This is a genomic window from Paenibacillus sp. FSL R7-269, assembly GCF_000517865.1.
Taxonomy (GTDB): domain Bacteria; phylum Bacillota; class Bacilli; order Paenibacillales; family Paenibacillaceae; genus Paenibacillus_AQ.
The window spans coordinates 82,161-99,440 of the sequence record NZ_ASPS01000060.1; the positions used below are offsets into that span (position 1 = coordinate 82,161).

General features: G+C 54.1%; 13 protein-coding genes. 5 read left to right on the forward strand and 8 right to left on the reverse strand.

Annotated features, from left to right (window positions below):
- Window positions 1-50 precede the first annotated feature (50 nt).
- Window positions 51-923 carry an AraC family transcriptional regulator gene (locus C162_RS25480; RefSeq protein ID WP_063829056.1) on the forward strand — a complete coding sequence of 291 codons (873 nt, stop codon included), beginning with the start codon at window positions 51-53 and terminating at the stop codon, window positions 921-923.
- A gap of 74 nt (window positions 924-997) precedes the next feature.
- Here the strand turns inward: C162_RS25480 and C162_RS25485 are convergent, their stop codons facing one another.
- Together C162_RS25485 and C162_RS25490 are read right to left on the reverse strand one after the other, a co-directional pair.
- A complete protein-coding gene (locus C162_RS25485) occupies window positions 998-2,737 on the reverse strand; it encodes an ABC transporter ATP-binding protein (RefSeq protein WP_036699172.1) in 1,740 nt (579 codons plus the stop codon).
- Entirely contained in the window at window positions 2,734-4,473 is a 1,740-nt protein-coding gene (locus tag C162_RS25490; RefSeq protein WP_036699201.1) for an ABC transporter ATP-binding protein, read from the reverse strand. The genes C162_RS25485 and C162_RS25490 overlap by 4 nt, the downstream gene beginning before the upstream one ends.
- 161 nt (window positions 4,474-4,634) lie before the next feature.
- On the opposite strand from C162_RS25490, the gene C162_RS25495 reads away from it, so the two are divergent.
- On the forward strand, window positions 4,635-5,504 hold the full coding sequence (locus C162_RS25495) for a LysR family transcriptional regulator (RefSeq protein ID WP_036699173.1): 870 nt from the start codon (window positions 4,635-4,637) through the stop codon (window positions 5,502-5,504).
- A gap of 183 nt (window positions 5,505-5,687) precedes the next feature.
- Here the strand turns inward: C162_RS25495 and htpG are convergent, their stop codons facing one another.
- Entirely contained in the window at window positions 5,688-7,571 is a 1,884-nt protein-coding gene (gene htpG / locus C162_RS25500; RefSeq protein WP_036699175.1) for a molecular chaperone HtpG, read from the reverse strand.
- Window positions 7,572-7,794: 223 nt separating this feature from the next.
- On the opposite strand from htpG, the gene C162_RS25505 reads away from it, so the two are divergent.
- Window positions 7,795-8,253, forward strand: coding sequence for an AraC family transcriptional regulator (locus C162_RS25505; RefSeq protein WP_327196394.1), 459 nt, complete (start codon window positions 7,795-7,797; stop codon window positions 8,251-8,253).
- Between the two features lie 470 nt (window positions 8,254-8,723).
- Here the strand turns inward: C162_RS25505 and C162_RS25510 are convergent, their stop codons facing one another.
- The 4 genes from C162_RS25510 to C162_RS25525 are packed head-to-tail and all read right to left on the reverse strand — an operon-like array spanning window position 8,724 to window position 13,912.
- Window positions 8,724-10,112 carry an MBL fold metallo-hydrolase gene (locus C162_RS25510; protein WP_036699177.1) on the reverse strand — a complete coding sequence of 463 codons (1,389 nt, stop codon included), beginning with the start codon at window positions 10,110-10,112 and terminating at the stop codon, window positions 8,724-8,726.
- Entirely contained in the window at window positions 10,109-11,794 is a 1,686-nt protein-coding gene (locus C162_RS25515; protein ID WP_036699179.1) for an ABC transporter permease, read from the reverse strand. Before C162_RS25515 ends, C162_RS25510 begins: the two co-directional genes overlap by 4 nt.
- 25 nt (window positions 11,795-11,819) lie before the next feature.
- Window positions 11,820-12,905 carry an ABC transporter substrate-binding protein gene (locus tag C162_RS25520; protein ID WP_036699181.1) on the reverse strand — a complete coding sequence of 362 codons (1,086 nt, stop codon included), beginning with the start codon at window positions 12,903-12,905 and terminating at the stop codon, window positions 11,820-11,822.
- Window positions 12,906-12,907: 2 nt separating this feature from the next.
- Complete coding sequence (locus C162_RS25525) at window positions 12,908-13,912, reverse strand: ABC transporter ATP-binding protein (protein WP_036699183.1); 1,005 nt, start codon at window positions 13,910-13,912, stop codon at window positions 12,908-12,910.
- 169 nt (window positions 13,913-14,081) lie between these two features.
- Here C162_RS25525 and C162_RS25530 point away from each other — a divergent pair, with 169 nt between their 5' ends.
- A complete protein-coding gene (locus C162_RS25530) occupies window positions 14,082-14,972 on the forward strand; it encodes a LysR family transcriptional regulator (protein ID WP_036699184.1) in 891 nt (296 codons plus the stop codon).
- Window positions 14,973-15,311: 339 nt separating this feature from the next.
- On the opposite strand, the gene C162_RS25535 is transcribed toward C162_RS25530, so the two are convergent.
- Window positions 15,312-16,208 carry a LysR family transcriptional regulator gene (locus tag C162_RS25535; protein ID WP_036699185.1) on the reverse strand — a complete coding sequence of 299 codons (897 nt, stop codon included), beginning with the start codon at window positions 16,206-16,208 and terminating at the stop codon, window positions 15,312-15,314.
- A 121-nt stretch (window positions 16,209-16,329) separates the two neighbouring features.
- On the opposite strand from C162_RS25535, the gene dapA reads away from it, so the two are divergent.
- Window positions 16,330-17,235: a 4-hydroxy-tetrahydrodipicolinate synthase gene (dapA, locus tag C162_RS25540; protein WP_036699186.1), complete on the forward strand. Its 906-nt coding sequence runs from the start codon at window positions 16,330-16,332 to the stop codon at window positions 17,233-17,235.
- Window positions 17,236-17,280 lie beyond the last annotated feature (45 nt).

The following is a 17,280-nucleotide window of genomic DNA, read 5'->3' on the forward strand; positions in this document are numbered from 1 at the left end:
TAGGATAATAATAGCGTTTGAATAGCACAAAATGAATATGAGGTGTTCGTATGCTCCCCTTCTCTCTGATTGAAATGCCGCGTGACCTGAGTGCTTTTCCCCTCTATCCGTATTCTGTCGGCCGTCATATCCAGTATCACCATGTGCGTCCTGCCGGATTCCCGGTGCATCAGATTTTTCTGATCCGCAGCGGCAGCGGGCGGTTCCGTGATCTGGAGGACGGCACCGAAACGGTGCTGCAGCCGGGGATGGCCTATGCATTTCCGCCCGACCGCGGACATGAATATTATCCGTTATCCCACGAACCGTGGCATGTCGGCTTCATCGGGTTCCACGGCAGCCAGTCTGCCTCCGTTCTGGAGGGTCTCGGCCTGCTGCCTTCGGCCCCGTTCCGCCCCGAGCGGTTCGAGGAATGCTGGGACATGCTCGGCGGGATCTGGCACACGGTGAACGGGAACAGCTCGGCGCGTCAGGAGGAACAGCCGATGCAGGAGTTATCGGTGACGCTGTACCGGCTGCTGCTGATGCTGCGCAAAAGTGAAGTCTCCACAGGTGCAGCGACCCGGCTGCAGAACGAAAACGTCCGCAACGATGCACTGAACAAAGCAGTCAGCCTGATCAACGAGCATTTCACCGAGCCGCTGCTGATCACCAATCTGGCGGCGGCTGTCGGTTATTCCGTCCAGCATTTCCAGCGTCTGTTCCTGCAGGAATACGGCGTCACTCCGCATAAATATCTGCAGAACCTGCGGCTGCAGCGCGCCATGCAGATGCTGACCGAGGACCCGGAGCGTCCCGTGCAGGATATCGCCCTCAACCTCGGCATGGAGACCAATTACTTCATCCGGGTCTTCCGGAAGGCCCATGGAGTGACTCCCGGGGTGATGCGCAGCAGGCTGCATCCGGGCAAGGATCAACTTTAAGCTTGCTGGGCAAAAAAATAGCTGCGGCACACTTCCGGAGAAGTTATGCCTCAGCTAAATAAATTAGAGTATTCCTACACCGCCGTAAACTGGCTATTGTATAAGCGGGCGTAGTAGCCTCCGCTCCCCAGCAGCTCATCATGCGTTCCGCTCTCCACGATATCCCCATCCTTCATGAACAGGATGAGATCCGCCTCGCGGATCGTGGACAGCCGGTGGGCAATCACGAAGCTGGTCCGGCCGGTGATCATTGCCAGGAAGGCCTTCTGTATCCGCGCCTCTGTCAGCGTATCAATGCTGCTGGTCGCCTCGTCCAGAATGAGCATCGGCGGATCAACCAGCATGACGCGGGCAATGGTGAGCAGCTGCTTCTGGCCCTGGGAGAGATTATCTCCCGAGGTGCTGATCTTGGTGTCATAGCCTTCAGGCAGGCGCTTGATGAAGCTGTGCGCATTCGCAGCCTTAGCAGCCGCAATCACCTCCGCTTCGGAAGCCTCCGGCTTGCCATAAGCAATATTGTCGCGGATGGAAGCCCCGTACAGCCAGGTCTCCTGAAGCACCATTCCGAAATTGCGCCGCAGACTGTCACGGGTGATGGAGGTAATATCTACTCCGTCAATTCGAATCGTTCCGCTGTCAACCTCATAAAAACGCATCAGAAGGTTAACCAGAGTGGTCTTGCCCGCCCCGGTCTGGCCGACGATCGCCACGCGTGTGCCCGGCTTCACCTCCAGACTGAAGTCCTTGATTAGCGGACGCTCTGGTGTATAGGCGAAGCTTACCTTATCGAAGGTGATTGTTCCCCGGCTGTTCTCCATCACATAGGCATCCGGCTGATCCGGGGCTTCCTGCGGGAGATCCAGAATGGTGAAGATCCGCTGCGCCGAAGCAGTGGCTGACTGCAGCTGTGTGATCACACCGGTTATCTCATTGAACGGCTTCGCGAACAGACTGGAGTAGATCAGGAAGCTGGAAAGATCCCCTACGGAGAACAGGTCTCCGATAACAAGCACACTCCCGATCATCGCAATCAGCGAGAAGGTGATATTATTGACCAGCCGCGTGGTCGGGTTCGAGAGCGAGCCATAGAACTGCGATTTCGTCCCTGTCTTGTACAGCTCATTATTACGCTCCGCAAAACCTGCAAAGGAACGGTCCTCGTAATGATAAGCCTGCACCACCTTCTGCCCGCCGACGATTTCCTCAACATAGCCGTTCAGCCCCCCGAGAATCTTGGCCTGCTCACGGAACAGCTGCTGGGAGCGCATCGTAATGAAGCGGGCAACGAAGAAGGTTGCCGGAGCAGACAGCAGCACCACCAGTGTCATTATAGGGCTGATATAGAGCATCAGCCCTATAGCTCCGGCAATGGTTACGATCCCAGTCAGGAGCGTGGAGAAGCCCTGGAGCAGACCGTCAGAGACGGCATCCATGTCATTCACGAACCGGCTGATGCTGTCGCCCTGGGGATGGTTATCATGGAATTTCAGGGGCAGGGCGTCCAGCTTGTCAAACAGCTCGCGGCGCAGGTCATAGACCGTGCGGAACGCCAGCTTATTCGTATAATAAGTGAGCAGCCAGCCGAAGAAGCTGCCGACCAGATACACACTGCCCAGAATCAGCAGCAGGCGCAGAATCTCCGGGAACTCCACCCGGTCCGGCCCGATCATGTGGTCAATGGCACGGCCAATCAGGAGCGGCCCGATCAGGCTGGCAACCACGCTCAGGATGGCGCAGAAGATAGCTCCATACGTTATTTTCCGGTACTCACGGGTATATTGAAACAAACGTTTCCAGGTCATTGTACTGGTCATTGTAGTGCCTCCTCGCTTGAGAGCTGTGACATGCAGATTTCCTGATAGACTGCGCAGCTCTCCAGCAGTTCCTCATGCGTACCAATTCCGGCAATCCGGCCTTCCTCGAAGACGATAATCTGACCGGCCTGCCTAACTGTGCTTACCCGCTGGGATACAAGCAGCACGGTCATATCTGTACTGTTCTTGCTTAGTGCACGGCGCAGTGCCGCATCCGTAGCGAAGTCCAGCGCACTGGAGGAATCATCCAGGATAAGGATCGGCGGACGTCCTACTACAGCCCGGGCAATGGTCAGCCGCTGCTTTTGTCCGCCGGACAGGTTATGCCCGCCGCGTACGACCAGCGTATCCAGCCCTTCAGGCAGCCGGGTGATGAACTCCTCAGCCTGGGCAACCTCTGCTGCGGCCATAATCTCATCCCGGGTAGCAGACGCCTTTCCCCAGCGGATATTCTCGGCAATCGTCCCGGTGAACAATACCGCCTTTTGCGGTACAATGCCGATTCTGCTGCGCAGCTGCTCCAGCCGGTAGTCCCGTACATTTACACCCTCGACTCTAATCTCCCCTTCTACAGCGTCATAAAAGCGCGGAATCAGATTTACGAAGGTGCTCTTACCTGAACCGGTACTGCCGATTAATCCTACCGTCTGCCCCTTGAGGATATCTACAGAGATATTTTCCAGGGCCTGCTCACCGGTCGTGTTATAGCCGAAAGAGACATTGCGGAAGGAAATCACCGGCGCTGCACCGTCCGGCTTCGCAGCAGGTGCATGAGCAGGCACTTCAGCAACCGAAGCTGTCATAGCCAGCACCTCATTGATGCGGCTGGCAGACGACGAGGCTTTGGTGAACAGAATGACCAGATTGGAGACTACGATCAGGGCCAGCAGGATCTGGGTTACATAGTTAATGAATGCAATAATCTCACCCTGCGACAGATTCCCAGCTTCAATGTGAATGCCGCCCACCCATAGAATGGCAATAATTGCCGCGTTCACTACCAGTGTCGTCATTGGTCCCAGCCAGGCGGATATCCGTCCGACACGGATGGCCGTCTGCGTCAGATCCTCAGAGGCTTCATTGAAGCGCTGCTTCTCGCGGCGGCTCTCTGCGAAGGCCCGGATCACCCGGATTCCTGAGAGATTCTCGCTGAGCACCAGCGACAGACGGTCCAGCTTCACCTGATATTTGCGGTACATTGGCGAGCTGCGGGTAATGATGAAGTACAGGATCACTCCAAATACCGGTGTCGCTGCAATCAGGATCAGTGATAGACGGAAATCCAGGAACATCGCCATAATAATAGCACCGATACAGATGAACGGCGCACGGATGACCAGCCGGATCAGCATGGCTACTGCCACCTGCAGCTGGTTAACATCGTTAGTGATCCGATTAATCAGCGAAGGTGTGCCGATAACATCCAGCTCCGCATACGACAGCGAAGAGATATGCTTGAACATTTTGTTGCGCAGCGAGGTCCCGAACCCCTGTGAAGCCCGCGCCGCATAATATTGACATACCAGAGAGCAGCCGAAGCCCAGGATGGCCATTACCACCATCAGGGAGCCCATCTTGTAGACGTAGCTGCTATCCTGCTTGGCAATTCCGTTGTTGATGATCAGGGCAACAATGGTCGGCAAGAGCAGCTCAAGAATCGCCTCCAGCAGCTTGAAAATCGGCCCGATCGTCACTTCTTTTTTGTACGGTTTTAAGAAAACTGCAATTTTGCGCACATTCATCCTCACCTAACTTAGCGTAGTATGTAATCCCTCTTGAAAAAAACAAAAGACCCGTTATGATTATGTCATACCTGCTTACATATTGATAATATTGGTTTCGTATCAATCCCATATGGATAACGTATGTCATAACCCTTACAAATGGAGGCTCAACCATGGATATTCGCCAATTAAAGTATTTCCTGGCCATTGCCGAGGAAGGACAAATTACATCCGCAGCCAGGAAGCTGAGGATGGCCCAGCCGCCGCTCAGCCAGCAGCTGAAGCTACTGGAGGAGGAACTGGGGGTCAAGCTGGTGGAGCGCGGACCGCGCAGCATACAGCTGACAGATGCCGGAATCATTCTGCGTAACCGGGCCCAGCAGATCCTGGAGCTGACGGATTCCACCGCCCGGGAGATCAGTGACTATGCCAAAGGGCTGAAGGGCAGCCTTATCATTGGAACGGTCTCTTCTTCAGGTGCTACTCTGCTGCACGAGCCGCTCACAGCATTCCATAAGAGCTATTCGGGTGTAACCTTTGAAATTCACGAAGGCAATACGTTCATGATTATTGACCTGCTGAACAAGGGCATTGTTGAGGTGGGCATTGTCCGCACCCCGTTCAACACCAGTAATCTGGAATGCCTGTATTTCCATTCGGAGCCGATGATCGCGGTGATGACCGCTGATTATGACTGGGCCCCGAGCCAGAATGCTGCCCAGCTGGGCGAGCTGCAGGACAAACCGCTGATTATCTACCGCCGTTTCGAGCAGCTCATCCGCGAGACCTGTCTAGAGCACGGCTTTGAGCCACAGATCTTCTGTATGAACGATGATGCCCGCACCACGCTGCTATGGGCCAATGCGGGACTAGGGATCGGCATTGTGCCGAGGTCGGCGTTTGAGCTGGCTAATCACAGCAACCTGATCTACAAAGAAATCCTTTGCGAGACCCTGCGCACCCGGGTGGCCGCCGTATGGATGAAGGATAAGTATTTGTCGTCCATGGCGACCAAGTTCATCGAGACCTTCAAGTCACTATGAATACGCTCAGGCTCCTCCCTTCTGGAGGATGTCCATTATCTGCGCCAGTCATCCTGCCCTTGGATGCTTTCCATATATGCACTAAATACCCCCACAAACATTCAAAAAGACCCTGCGCCGGCCTAAGCCAGTCGCGGGGTCTTTTAATAAGCCAAGGTCAACTGACCGGCGGCAGCGCCGGTGTTAGACCATGATTTTACAAATATCGTTCGTGAACTGCACCGGATCATTAACCTGCAGACCTTCGATCAGGAGCGCCTGGTTGTACAAGAGGTTGGTGTACAGGCCCAGCTTCTCCTTATCGCCCTCGGCCGCCGCTTTAAGTGATTGGAAGACATCATGGTGAATGTTGATTTCCAGCACCTTGTCCGCTTGCACATCCTGGCCGCCGTTAGGCATAGCCTTGAGGATTTTCTCCATCTCGATCGTCAGCTCACCTTCGGTGGACAGGCAGACCGGATGGGATTTCAGCCGCTTGGAGGCTTTGACCGCCTTCACTTTGCCGGAGAGAATGCCCTGCATGGCTTCGAACAATCCCTTGTTCTCATTCTCTTCCTCTTCGGATGGCTTATCCTCGGCACTCTCTTCAATCCCTAAGTCACCGCTGGAGACATTTCTGAACTCCTTCTCCTTGTACGCCATGATCATCTTGATTGCGAATTCATCGATATCGTCGGTGAAGTAGAGAATCTCATAGCCCTTATCCAGCACCATTTCAGTCTGCGGCAGCTTCTCAATGCGCTCTACCGATTCACCCGAAGCGTAGTAGATATACTTCTGGTCTTCCGGCATTCTCTCTACATATTCAGCCAGCGTCACCAGCTTCTTCTCCTTGGAGGAGTGGAACATGAGGAGATCCTGCAGCGTTTCTTTTTCCATACCGTAGTCGTTATAGACCCCGAATTTCAGCTGTCTGCCAAAAGACTTATAGAACGTCTCATACTGCTCGCGCTCATCCTTCAGCAAGCTCAAGAGCTGGCTCTTAATCTTGCTCTTGATGTTCTTGGCGATCATTGTAAGCTGGCGGTCATGCTGCAGCATCTCACGGGAGATATTGAGCGACAGGTCCTCGGAATCGACCATCCCCTTGACGAAGCTGAAGTAATCCGGCAGCAGGTCGGCGCATTTGTTCATAATCAGCACGCCGTTGGAGTAGAGCTCCAGGCCTTTTTCATATTCCTTAGTGTAGTAGTCGAACGGAGTATTCTCCGGGATGAACAGAATCGCGTTGTAGACCACTGCGCCGTCAGCACTGATGTGGATATGCTTCAGCGGCTTGTCGAACCCGTAACGCTTCTCAGCATAGAAGTTGTTGTAATCTTCATCGGTCAGCTCTTTCTTGTTCTTGCGCCAGATCGGCACCATGCTGTTGACCGTCTGTTCTTCAATCGTATCGATGAATTCATTCTCAGCGCCCTCTTTGGGCTGTCTGCCGGTAATATCCATCTTGATCGGGAAGCGGATGAAGTCCGAATATTTCTTGATGACCGATTTCAGACGGTATTCTTCGAGGAATTCATCGTAGTTATCGTCTTCGGTGTTCTCTTTGATCTTCAGCGTAATTTCGGTACCGACCGTATCCTTCTCACAAGGCTCAATCGTATAGCCGTCCGCCCCCTGGGATTCCCATTTGAACGCCTGCTCGCTGCCCAGCGCCTTACTAATTACGGTCACATCGTCAGCCACCATGAATGCGGAATAGAATCCGACCCCGAATTGTCCGATAATGTTGTGTCCGTCTTTGGCTTCATTATCCTTCTTAAAAGCAAACGAGCCGCTGTTCGCGATAATCCCCAGATTGTTCTCCAGTTCTTCCTGTGTCATCCCGATGCCGGTATCGGCAATGGTTAACATGCGGCTTTCTTTGTCAGCGGTTACTTTAATGTAGTAGTCCTCTTTATTGAACACAAGATTATCATCGGCCAGTGCCTTGTAATAGATTTTATCGATGGCATCACTTGCATTTGAGATCAGTTCCCGCAGAAAAATCTCGCGCTGCGTATAAATGGAGTTAATCATCATTTCCAGCAGTCTTTTGGATTCAGCTTTAAACTCTTTTTTAGCCATGAATAAATAAATCTCCTTTCAAAAGTAACCTTCGGATTGCGGAGCATCGTTTAGCACTCCACTCACTTGAGTGCTAACACTCCCTTTTATATACCATATTCTCGTTTTTCATGTCAATATCTTGCTGCATATAATAGGCTGCCGAAAAATGATATGCATTCTATTTTAGTCCATGTTAGCATTCGAAATGTACTTCATTTGACCACAGAAAGGATCATGAACAATGATGAATCTTCAGCTCGAGAGCATTCCGGCAACACGCATAGCTTATGTACGGCGGACAGGTCACTACGGACCCGGTAACGTCCAGGCGATGGAACAATTGAAGGAGTGGGCGCGGGAACAAGGCTTGCTTCAAGGCTCGGCGGTGCTGTTCGGTATTCCGCAGGACAACCCTGAGACCACCCCACCTGCGGAGTGCAGATATGATGCCTGCATCAGCCTGCCTGAGAATTCTCCAGCCGAGGCCTTAGTACCTTACGGCGAGCTTCCCGGCGGAGCCTACGCAGTGGTAACCATCCAGCATACGGCTGAGGCTGTACTACAAGCATGGGCCGAGATTCTCCCGGCGCTGTCACGCAGCGGCTATAAGCTTGATCCCGGACGGCCGGTTATAGAGAGATACACGGAAGTCATGGTCAGCAGGCATCTTTGTGAGTTGTGTTTTCCTGTGCTTGATTAAGAGCGCGAAGGCGCTTTGAAAAAGTGCTCCTCATCTCTAGCCAGTTCTGAAATTTTCTCTCACCGACCACTTGTATGAAGCAGTATTGTTGCACATTTTGCAGGACTTCACTAAAGAAGTTACTGGGTGTGGTACATTGTTGCATCACTTGCAGGAATTCCGGTGATGGGAGCAAGTTAGCGCCGGATTTGTTGCATTTTATGCAGGATTTCAGCAGCAGTCGCTTCTACCGGGCAGTATTGCTGCATTTCTTGCATGATTTCTCTACAATGTTACGGACTGCGGAGCATGGGGCGCGTTCCTCACTGCAGCAGCACCGATTGTATTCGGAATTCCGCATACATTGGGTCGATTACCTTCGTGTCTGCACATTGTGTTCGGTTTTCGCATACATTTGGCCTACGCGTCACCCCCCAACAAAAAAGAGGCCATCTCTATAAGTGAAATTCCACTTATAAGACAGCCTCTTTTCATCCGTTATTTCCTTGGCCTTCCAAATCCAACTCTTCTCCAGGCGCCATAGAATGCAGCGTGCAGCCGGTCAGCTGTCCACCCTGGATCAAAGCTTCACGGAGCTTGTCGGTCTCCGGCTTCGCGGCATGAACCAGCACGGCGTGCCGGACGGGGAGGGACTTCAGCATACGCTGCACATCTTTCCGGCCCTGATGCACCTTGTAACGCAGCTTAAGCACCTCGCATACTCCATGCTGTCCGGGTTCATGCAGCAGCCTGTACCCGAAGGTTCCGGCGGCTACATGACCGGTGATCAGCACGGAATAGGTTGAATGGGACGCCCACCTCGCATAGTACCAACGCGACAAGGACGATTGCATCATGCCATCTGGTACGAACCACAGGGAAGGGCCGGAGCCTGACAGCAGCGCCTCCCGCTCCGCCTCACACTGCGGTATCGTCCAGCGGCGGGCGGCAAGAAAATCTGCTATGTTCTCCAGTGCGGAATACTCTCCCGTTCGCTCAGCGCTCCTAAGCCAGAACGGCGAGTCTGCCAGCCGCCTCATCCCCTCTATCAGCTTCTTCTCCACTACCATTGGCAGATCCGCATAAAGCTTGGCGGCCCACAGTATCATCTCCTGGCCGCGTCCGCCTGCCGGAACCGGGAGCAGTACCTTGCCTCCCCGTGCCGCAGTCCTGCGTATGGCCTGCTCCAGCTGCCTCTGCTTATCAGACTGGCTCTCCTCGTCCATTCCGTAGGCCGCATCGGCAACCGCCAGATCAAGACGCTGGCCGCGTGACCATGCCCTCAGTCTCTGTTCAAGGTCAGGGATGCCCCCGGCTGCCTGTATTGCTTCAGCCGGTGAATCAGCAGCAAGCAGCAGAGATTCCGCCGTATAGTCACCGGAATAGAAGATCGACTGCCCTTCCCCAGCGATCAGGAACCATACTGATCCCGCCAGATGCCCGCTTCGCCCCCACATGACCTGAACCCCGGGAACCAGTCCGAACCAGGACAGGCAGCTGCCCTCCTCCTCCAGATACCGGTAACGGATCGCTTGTACATTTGCTTCAGTGTATGGCAGTTCATGCCCCTCACGGCTAATACTCGAACGCCAGGAGCGGAAATAGGCATCCAGTTGAGCCCTGGTTTCCCACGTTGTCCATACCTCTCCCTTGTAACCCTGCGCATACAGCAGCGGTAGTGCAACCGAATGATCCTCATGGGCATGGGAGAGCAGTACCGCATCCAGCAGGGCTACCTGCCCGGGATCGATAAGGGGATATTGTCCGGCTCCGCCTTTTTTCACCCCGCAATCAAGCAGCAGACGGTAGCCGCCGCCACTCAGGAGGTAAGCAGAACGCCCGTGTTCACCGGCCCCGCCCCATATGGTCAGTTTCGTCATGATCCATTCCACTTTCTTCTGGAATTCAGCAGTTCAATACCGAGCAGCAGCAGCACCGTCAAGCCGACCGATACCACCGCCATTGCCATGCCAAGCGATACCTGCCCCTGCTCGAACTGGGCAAAAATATACGTAGCCGAGGTCTGCATCGAAGGCGGCAGAATCAACAGCGATCCGACCAGCTCCCTTACAGATATGGTGAAGGTCATCATCCAGCCTGCCAACATACCGGGCATAATGAGCGGAAGCAGAATTCGCCGCAAGATATAGAATGGTCCTGCTCCGCTAACCTGGGCCGCTTGAAACAGCAACCCGTTAATTTGCGAGAAGCTGGACTTCACATACTGCACCGTATAAGGAAGAAACAGCACCACATACGTTAGTACTACCATGCCGTAGGTGTTGTAGAGCGTGAAGGGCATCCATGGCGCATTCCAGAGCAGAATCAGCCCTACCACCATTACAATACCCGGAACCGTATTAGGCAAAAGACTCAGCAGATCAATGATCCGCTGCAGCCGGGTAGAAGACCTGCCGATGGCCAGAGCAAGGCCGGCTCCAAGTATGACAGCCACCGATGCTGCGGCAAGCGACAGCCCCAGACTGTTCCCAATTGCCTTCAGACTCACCGATCCCCAGGAGAGCAGCTCCCTGTAATGATCGAGCGTCAGGTTGTCCAGCGACAGCCCGGCACCGCGCAGCTTCATCAGCGAGGCGGCGATAATCGAGAAGTAAGGGATGCCTATGGATAATAGCAGTAGTGAAGCCAGATATAAGCCTGCGAGCCAGCCTGCGCCGCCGCGCAGCGAATACGTCTTGGAGCGCTGTCCCTTGCCGCCCACCAGACGGTAAGTGAACCGGCGGCTGACCGCCGACTGCATATACCAGATCACCAGACAGACCGACAGCAGCACGGATGCAAGCGACGTAGCCTTGCCGAAGTCAATCGGCCAGCTGGAAATGTATTTATGAATTTCCGAGGTCATGACATAATAGCCGATCTTGCGGCCGAAGGTAGCCGGTGTCCCGAACTCCGCAATCGTCTTAACGAAGACGAGCATCACCCCCATGCCATAGGCCGACAGCAGCAGCGGCATGATGATCCGCCGGAAGCGGTAGCCTGCCTTTGCCCCGTGCACCGCTCCCGCCTCCTCCAGATTGCCGCCTATACGAATAAGCGCATCCCTAAGCAGCAGATACAGGAACGGGAACAGATGCATGCTCATGATGAAGACCATCCCCCAGAAGCTGAAGAAAGAATCACTTAACGCACCCGCACCCGGAAGCCACTGCTGAAGATAGCCGCCTTTTTGCATGAATAGAATCCAGCCCATGGAGCCGATATACGGCGGGGTCATGAACGGAATCAGCAGAATAACGTCAATCCAGCGGTACAGCCCCATACGGGTCTTAGCCATCATCCAGGCCAGCGGCATCGCAAGCAGCGTGGTTCCAGCTACTACACATATTCCCAGCCATACCGAATTCAGCAGCACCCCGGACAGACTCTGTCCGGTGATCGTACGGAGCGGGGCCATCCAGTCCAGGCTCTGATTCGGGGTGACGCTTTGCCAGAAGATGAGCAGGAGCGGAATGCCAATGCTGACCGCCAGCAAAAAGAAGGAGAGCAGCAAGCCCGCTCTCCGAAGTATCCGGTTACTGTCCATGGAGACTGGACTCATTGCTTTTCACCTCAACCTTAAGCCTTTATTTGTATATTTCTGCGAATTTCGAAGCCGTCTCATTCCCGTGCTCACTCATCCAGGCCCAGTCCACCTTAAGCTGCGGGATGTCCTTCAGATTGGTCCGGTTCGAAGCTTCAATATCCTCGCGGCCCGGTATGAGATACGCATCCGCTACCAACTGCTGGGCTTCGTCGGACAACAGATAATCAATGAACGCTTTGGCATTCGCCACGTTCGGGCTTGATTTCAGAATCGCTGCCGGTCTCGGACTAACCACGGTGCCCTCCTCAGGATAGATAATATCCAGCGGCTCTCCCTTTGCTTTGGCCTTGTAGGCCATATAATCTACTCCTGCTGCCACAATACTCTTAGCTCCTGTAATCACCGGATCAAGTGCTTCCTGGTTTGCTCCAGCCATAGCAACACCGTTCGCCTTGTAATTCTTGAACAGATCCCAGCCCTGCTCGCCGTTCACACTGAGATAGCCTGTAATGAAATCCAGCGCCGAGCCTGACAGCGTCGGATCAGGAATGTTGACGGCATCCTTCCACTCCATACCTGCCAGCTCTGCCCAGGTCTTGGGCGGATTCGCTACCAGCTTCGTATTATAGACAATCCCGAGCGCAGAGGCGCTTGAACTGAAATAATTGCCTTCGGCATCCGACCAGTCCTGATTCAGCTTCTCCTTATTGGCCGCTTCCGGGTAGGGTAGCGTCAGACCGTCCGCCTTAAGCGCCTGTGCGGAAGGCAGGGAAGCCAGAATCACCACGTCGGCCACCGGATTTGCTTTCTCCGCCTCCATCCGGGCCAGAATTTTGCCGGTCGTTCCCTGGAACATCTCCACCGTGAGGCCTGTCTTGGCCTTGAAGCCATTCACAATATCGTCTGCCAAGCCCTGCGGGCCGGCGGAATACAGTACCAGCTTGCCGCTTAACGCAGCTTCTGTAGCTTCAGGAGTTGACGCAGCTGCACCCGTTGCCTCAGGTGTACTCGTGCTGGCCCCGCCGGCACTGGTGCTGTTGCCCGTACCGCAGCCCGCCAGACTCATACTCATCACAGCAGATAACAGCAGCATTGCCCCTTGTTTACGTGATTTGTTCCATTTCATAGTTATGATTCGCTCCTTTTAGGTTCTTCTTCATTTGAATTCGAGTTCATCCGGCATATCTGCCGTGGTGAGACATAGAGCTGGACCCTTTCTCCTACGGGAATCCGGTTGTTCAGATAAACTGTCCATAGTCCGGCCCCCTCCACCTCCGCGCGGATCTCATAACGCTCTCCAACATAACTAACACTTCGTACAACAGCGGAATAACACAGGTCATCGCCCGCCGTACGGCTCCATCCGATATGCTCAGGCCGCACCATCTCCTGCTCCGGCGTAAGCCAGTTGGACTTGCCGATAAACGAAGCGACGAACGGCTCTGACGGGGCCTCGTATACTGCTTCAGGAGTTCCTGTCTGCAATATCCGCCCGCTTTTCATAACTACAATCTCGTCGGACATCGACATCGCTTCGATCTGATCGTGGGTCACGTAGAGTGCAGTTAGACCCATGTCCCGGACCAGCGACATCATCTCCACTCTCATCTCTTCCCGGAGTACGGCATCCAGCGCGCTTAACGGCTCATCGAAGAGCACCACACCCGGACGGACAACTACCGCTCTGGCAAAAGCAACCCTCTGCTGCTGACCGCCCGACAGCTGATGCGGATACCGATTCTCCATCCCCTGCAACCGGACCATCTCCAGTGTCTCCAGCACCTTGCTCCGCAACTGCGCACGTTGCCCTGAGGCCTTTAGCCCGAAAGCAACATTCTCATACACCGTCATATGCGGCCAGAGTGCAAAATCCTGAAACACCATCCCCAAATTCCGCTTGTGTACCGGAAGATCGATCCGCTGCGCAGCGGAGAAATAACATTTCCCGTCAGCGTATAATTCCCCGCCATCCGGGCGCTCAAGGCCAGCTAACATCCGCAGCAGCGTGGTTTTTCCGCAACCGGAAGGCCCCAGCAAGGTGGTGAACTTACCGTGCTTCAATTCAAGCCCCGCAGGCAGCAGCGCCGGTTGTCCGCCAAAGCTTTTATGAATCCCCTTCATCTGAATATTCATTTCGATCCCTGCCTGTCTTCTTGAGCTGTCCTCAGTCTAACGTCTGTATTCGCAGGTTGTTTATTTTTCATGTAAACATGTAATTAACTTTATATATGAATTCTGTTAACGTTCATAGATAAAATCTATGGTGGGGGATCTCCCACTAACGCATAGAAGAGGTACATCTATGAATCTGATGAAACTGCAAATCATTGAACTGATCGACCAGCTGCACCATATGACCAGCGTAGCCGAGGTACTCGGGATCAAACAGCCGACCGTAACCTTTCATATGAAGTCGCTTGAAGAAGAGCTTGGGGTCCGGCTATTCGAAGCCCGCAGCGGCAAAACCTTTCTCACCGAGGCCGGAGCAGCCCTCCTTCATTATTCCGTGAAAATTAATGCGCTTGCCCGTGAGGCCCGCCGGGTAGCAGGCGAATTCGACACCCTCTACCGGGGAGCGCTGCTGATTGGGGCCAGCTATGTACCTGCAACCTATCTGCTGCCGTCCTTATTACATGCGTTCTCCCGGGAGTTCCCCGGCATCCGTATGGCTCTGTCCGTAAAGCCCGCCCCTGTGATCCGGGAGATGCTGATCCGCCACGAAATTGACTTAGGCGTCATCTCCTCAGAGCCTTTCACGGAGCCTGCCCTGCAGGCTGAGCCACTGATTACAGATGACCTTGTCCTGATCTGCTCTCCCGGGCATCCGTTCGCCTGCAAGACTCAGCTTAGCATGGAGGAGATCAGTAAGACTCCCTTTGCTCTGCATGGGAGCGAGTCCACCACACGCAGCCTGACCGAACGCTGGTTCGAGCAGCAAGGGCTTCGGCTGCGCAATACGATTGAGGTGGATTCGCTGGAGGCTATCAAGCAGCTTGTGCGGCTCGGCGGGCACATCTCTGTGATGTCCCGGATGGCGGTACAGTGGGAGGAGCAGCAAGGACTAATTCAGATGCTGTCTATTCAAGGGGAAATGGCGCCGCGTTATATCTATGCCGTGCATAACAAGGACCGGCATCCTTCGGTGCAGATGGAGAGCTTCCGGAGCAGCCTGCTGGCAACCAAAAACTGTTAGCTGCCATTGAGTAAGTCTATGCAGGATTAACGCAATTCCCATTTCGAATCCTGCACAAAATGCAACTTGCCCCTTATACTAACGATCGTAATCGTCAATTGTTGTACGAAAAGCAGCATTCCCCTGTTGTAATTCTTACAACATATTTGCCAAAGGAACCTGCTGTTCTAAAGTACCATCATCGCGACAACTAGAACGTTAATGCATAGCGTGGAGCAACCGATTTTGCTTATAACTCGAAAAAGAGCACTGCCGCACCCTACTTGAGGGTGATACGGCAGTGCTCTTCTAGTGGTATGAATTTGGTACGAGGCGACTCCCCGCTTCAGTATGTTACTTTCACAACGCCACAGTCTTCGCCTTGGCATCCTCAAGCAGCATCTGAATCAGCGACTGGAGCGGCAGGGACTTCCACTTCTTCGGATGCAGCAGCAGTTGCAAATCGAAATGAATCTCCGGGTGGGCAAAAGACAGCTCGGACAGGTTCCCCCGCTCGATCTCCTCCTCAGCCACAATCCGCGGCAGCAGCGCTATGCCCAGGCCATTGCGCACACAACGCTTAATCGCCTCCAAATTCGACAGCTCAAAACCAATCCGGAACACGATGCCGTGGTCGCGGAGCAGGTTCTCGAACAGGCTGCGGTAAATGCAGCTCTCCTCGGAGACAATCAGCTCGCAGTTATTCAGATCCTGTAGGGTCACCTGCTCCAGCCGGGCCAGCGGATGGCTGGCTGGTGCCACAAGGACAAGCGGCTCCTCTCGGATGATCGTCCGCGTAAGCGCGCTATCCACCGTGCTGCGGTCCAGCAGAAGGCCGATATCGACCTCGCCGTCCCTGATCTTGGAGATCAGATTGGCCTCTTGCTCGGTCTGCAGATGAATATTCAGACCAGGGAACATCGTCCGCAGCTGCTGCAGGAACGGCGGCAGATAGAAGGCCGCAAGTGAATCAATCGTTCCAATCGTAAGCGTTCCGCCGATCTGCTGGGCGATCGTTTCCTTAGAGCGGTCATAGAGCTCCAGAATCTCCACGAACAGCTTAAGCAGCTCCTCCCCCGGCGGTGTCAGGCGCAAGGCGCGGCCGTGACGTTCGATAAGCGGCACGCCGTATTCCTTCTCAATCTTCTGTATCTGCATTGTGACACTGGACTGTGCATAGCCCAGCTCCTCAGCCGCGCGCGTGAAGCTCTGCCGCTTGGCTACTTCGCGGAAGGTCCGCATATACGTTAAGTCCATCGTCTCTCACCCTAACATCAATATTATTGATAACCCACATCATTTATTATAGCTAACAACGATGCAAGAATCCATGGTACAGTAGAACAAACGGATTTTACATTTTTGGAGGACGATATTCATGTTAACAGAAGAACAGATTTATGGAATTTATGTTCCCGTGGTCACCCCGTTCCATGCTGCTGGTGAGCTTGATCTGGAATCGTATCAGCGTTATGTGAACAACATCATCAAGAACAATATTCATGGTCTGGTCGTCAATGGAACCACTGGAGAATCGCCGACAGTCAATATACAGGAATTACAGTCGCTCGTGGATGCCTCACGGGAACTTTTGAAGTCCAGCTCTATCCCGCTCGTGGTGGGCACAGGTACGAATGATACATACTCTACCGTAGCCCGTACTGAGCTGGCGGCGAACGCAGGTGCCGATGCCGCACTGGTGGTTGTCCCTTATTACAGCCGTCCGTCTCAGGAAGGCATCATCGCCCATTTCCGCAAGGCGGCAGAGGTGGGTCTGCCCATTATGGCTTACGATATCCCGGGCCGCACTGGAGTCGGCATGACGCTGGACACCGCCCGTACGATCCTGGAGATGAATAATGTCGTAGGCTTAAAAGACTGCTCCGGCTCCCCCCTGCTCGTCTCCGAGCTGTCGAGGAGCGGCGGCAAGCCTGTGCTCTGCGGCGACGATCTGCATTTCTTCGAGATGCTGGGCTATGGAGCCGCCGGAGGCATGCTGGCCTCAGCCAATGTATATACCGGCCGCTTCCTCAGTATCTACGAGCAGTACAGAGCCGGTCAGGTTGAGGCTGCACAGGCTGCGTATGATCAGCTGGTGCCGCTGATGAAGCTGCTGTTCAAGGAGTCCAACCCAGCCCCGATCAAATGGCTGCTCAGCGAACTCGGAGAGCTCTCCTCGGATACGCTGCGCCTGCCAATGACTTCCATCAGCGCCGCGCTGCGCGAAGAGCTGGGCGCCTACCTTGCAGGGGAAGCTGTCATGGGCAGCCAAGAAGCGATATAACAGATAAGAGTCATGTAACAGACAAACCCCCGCCATTTTCAGTGA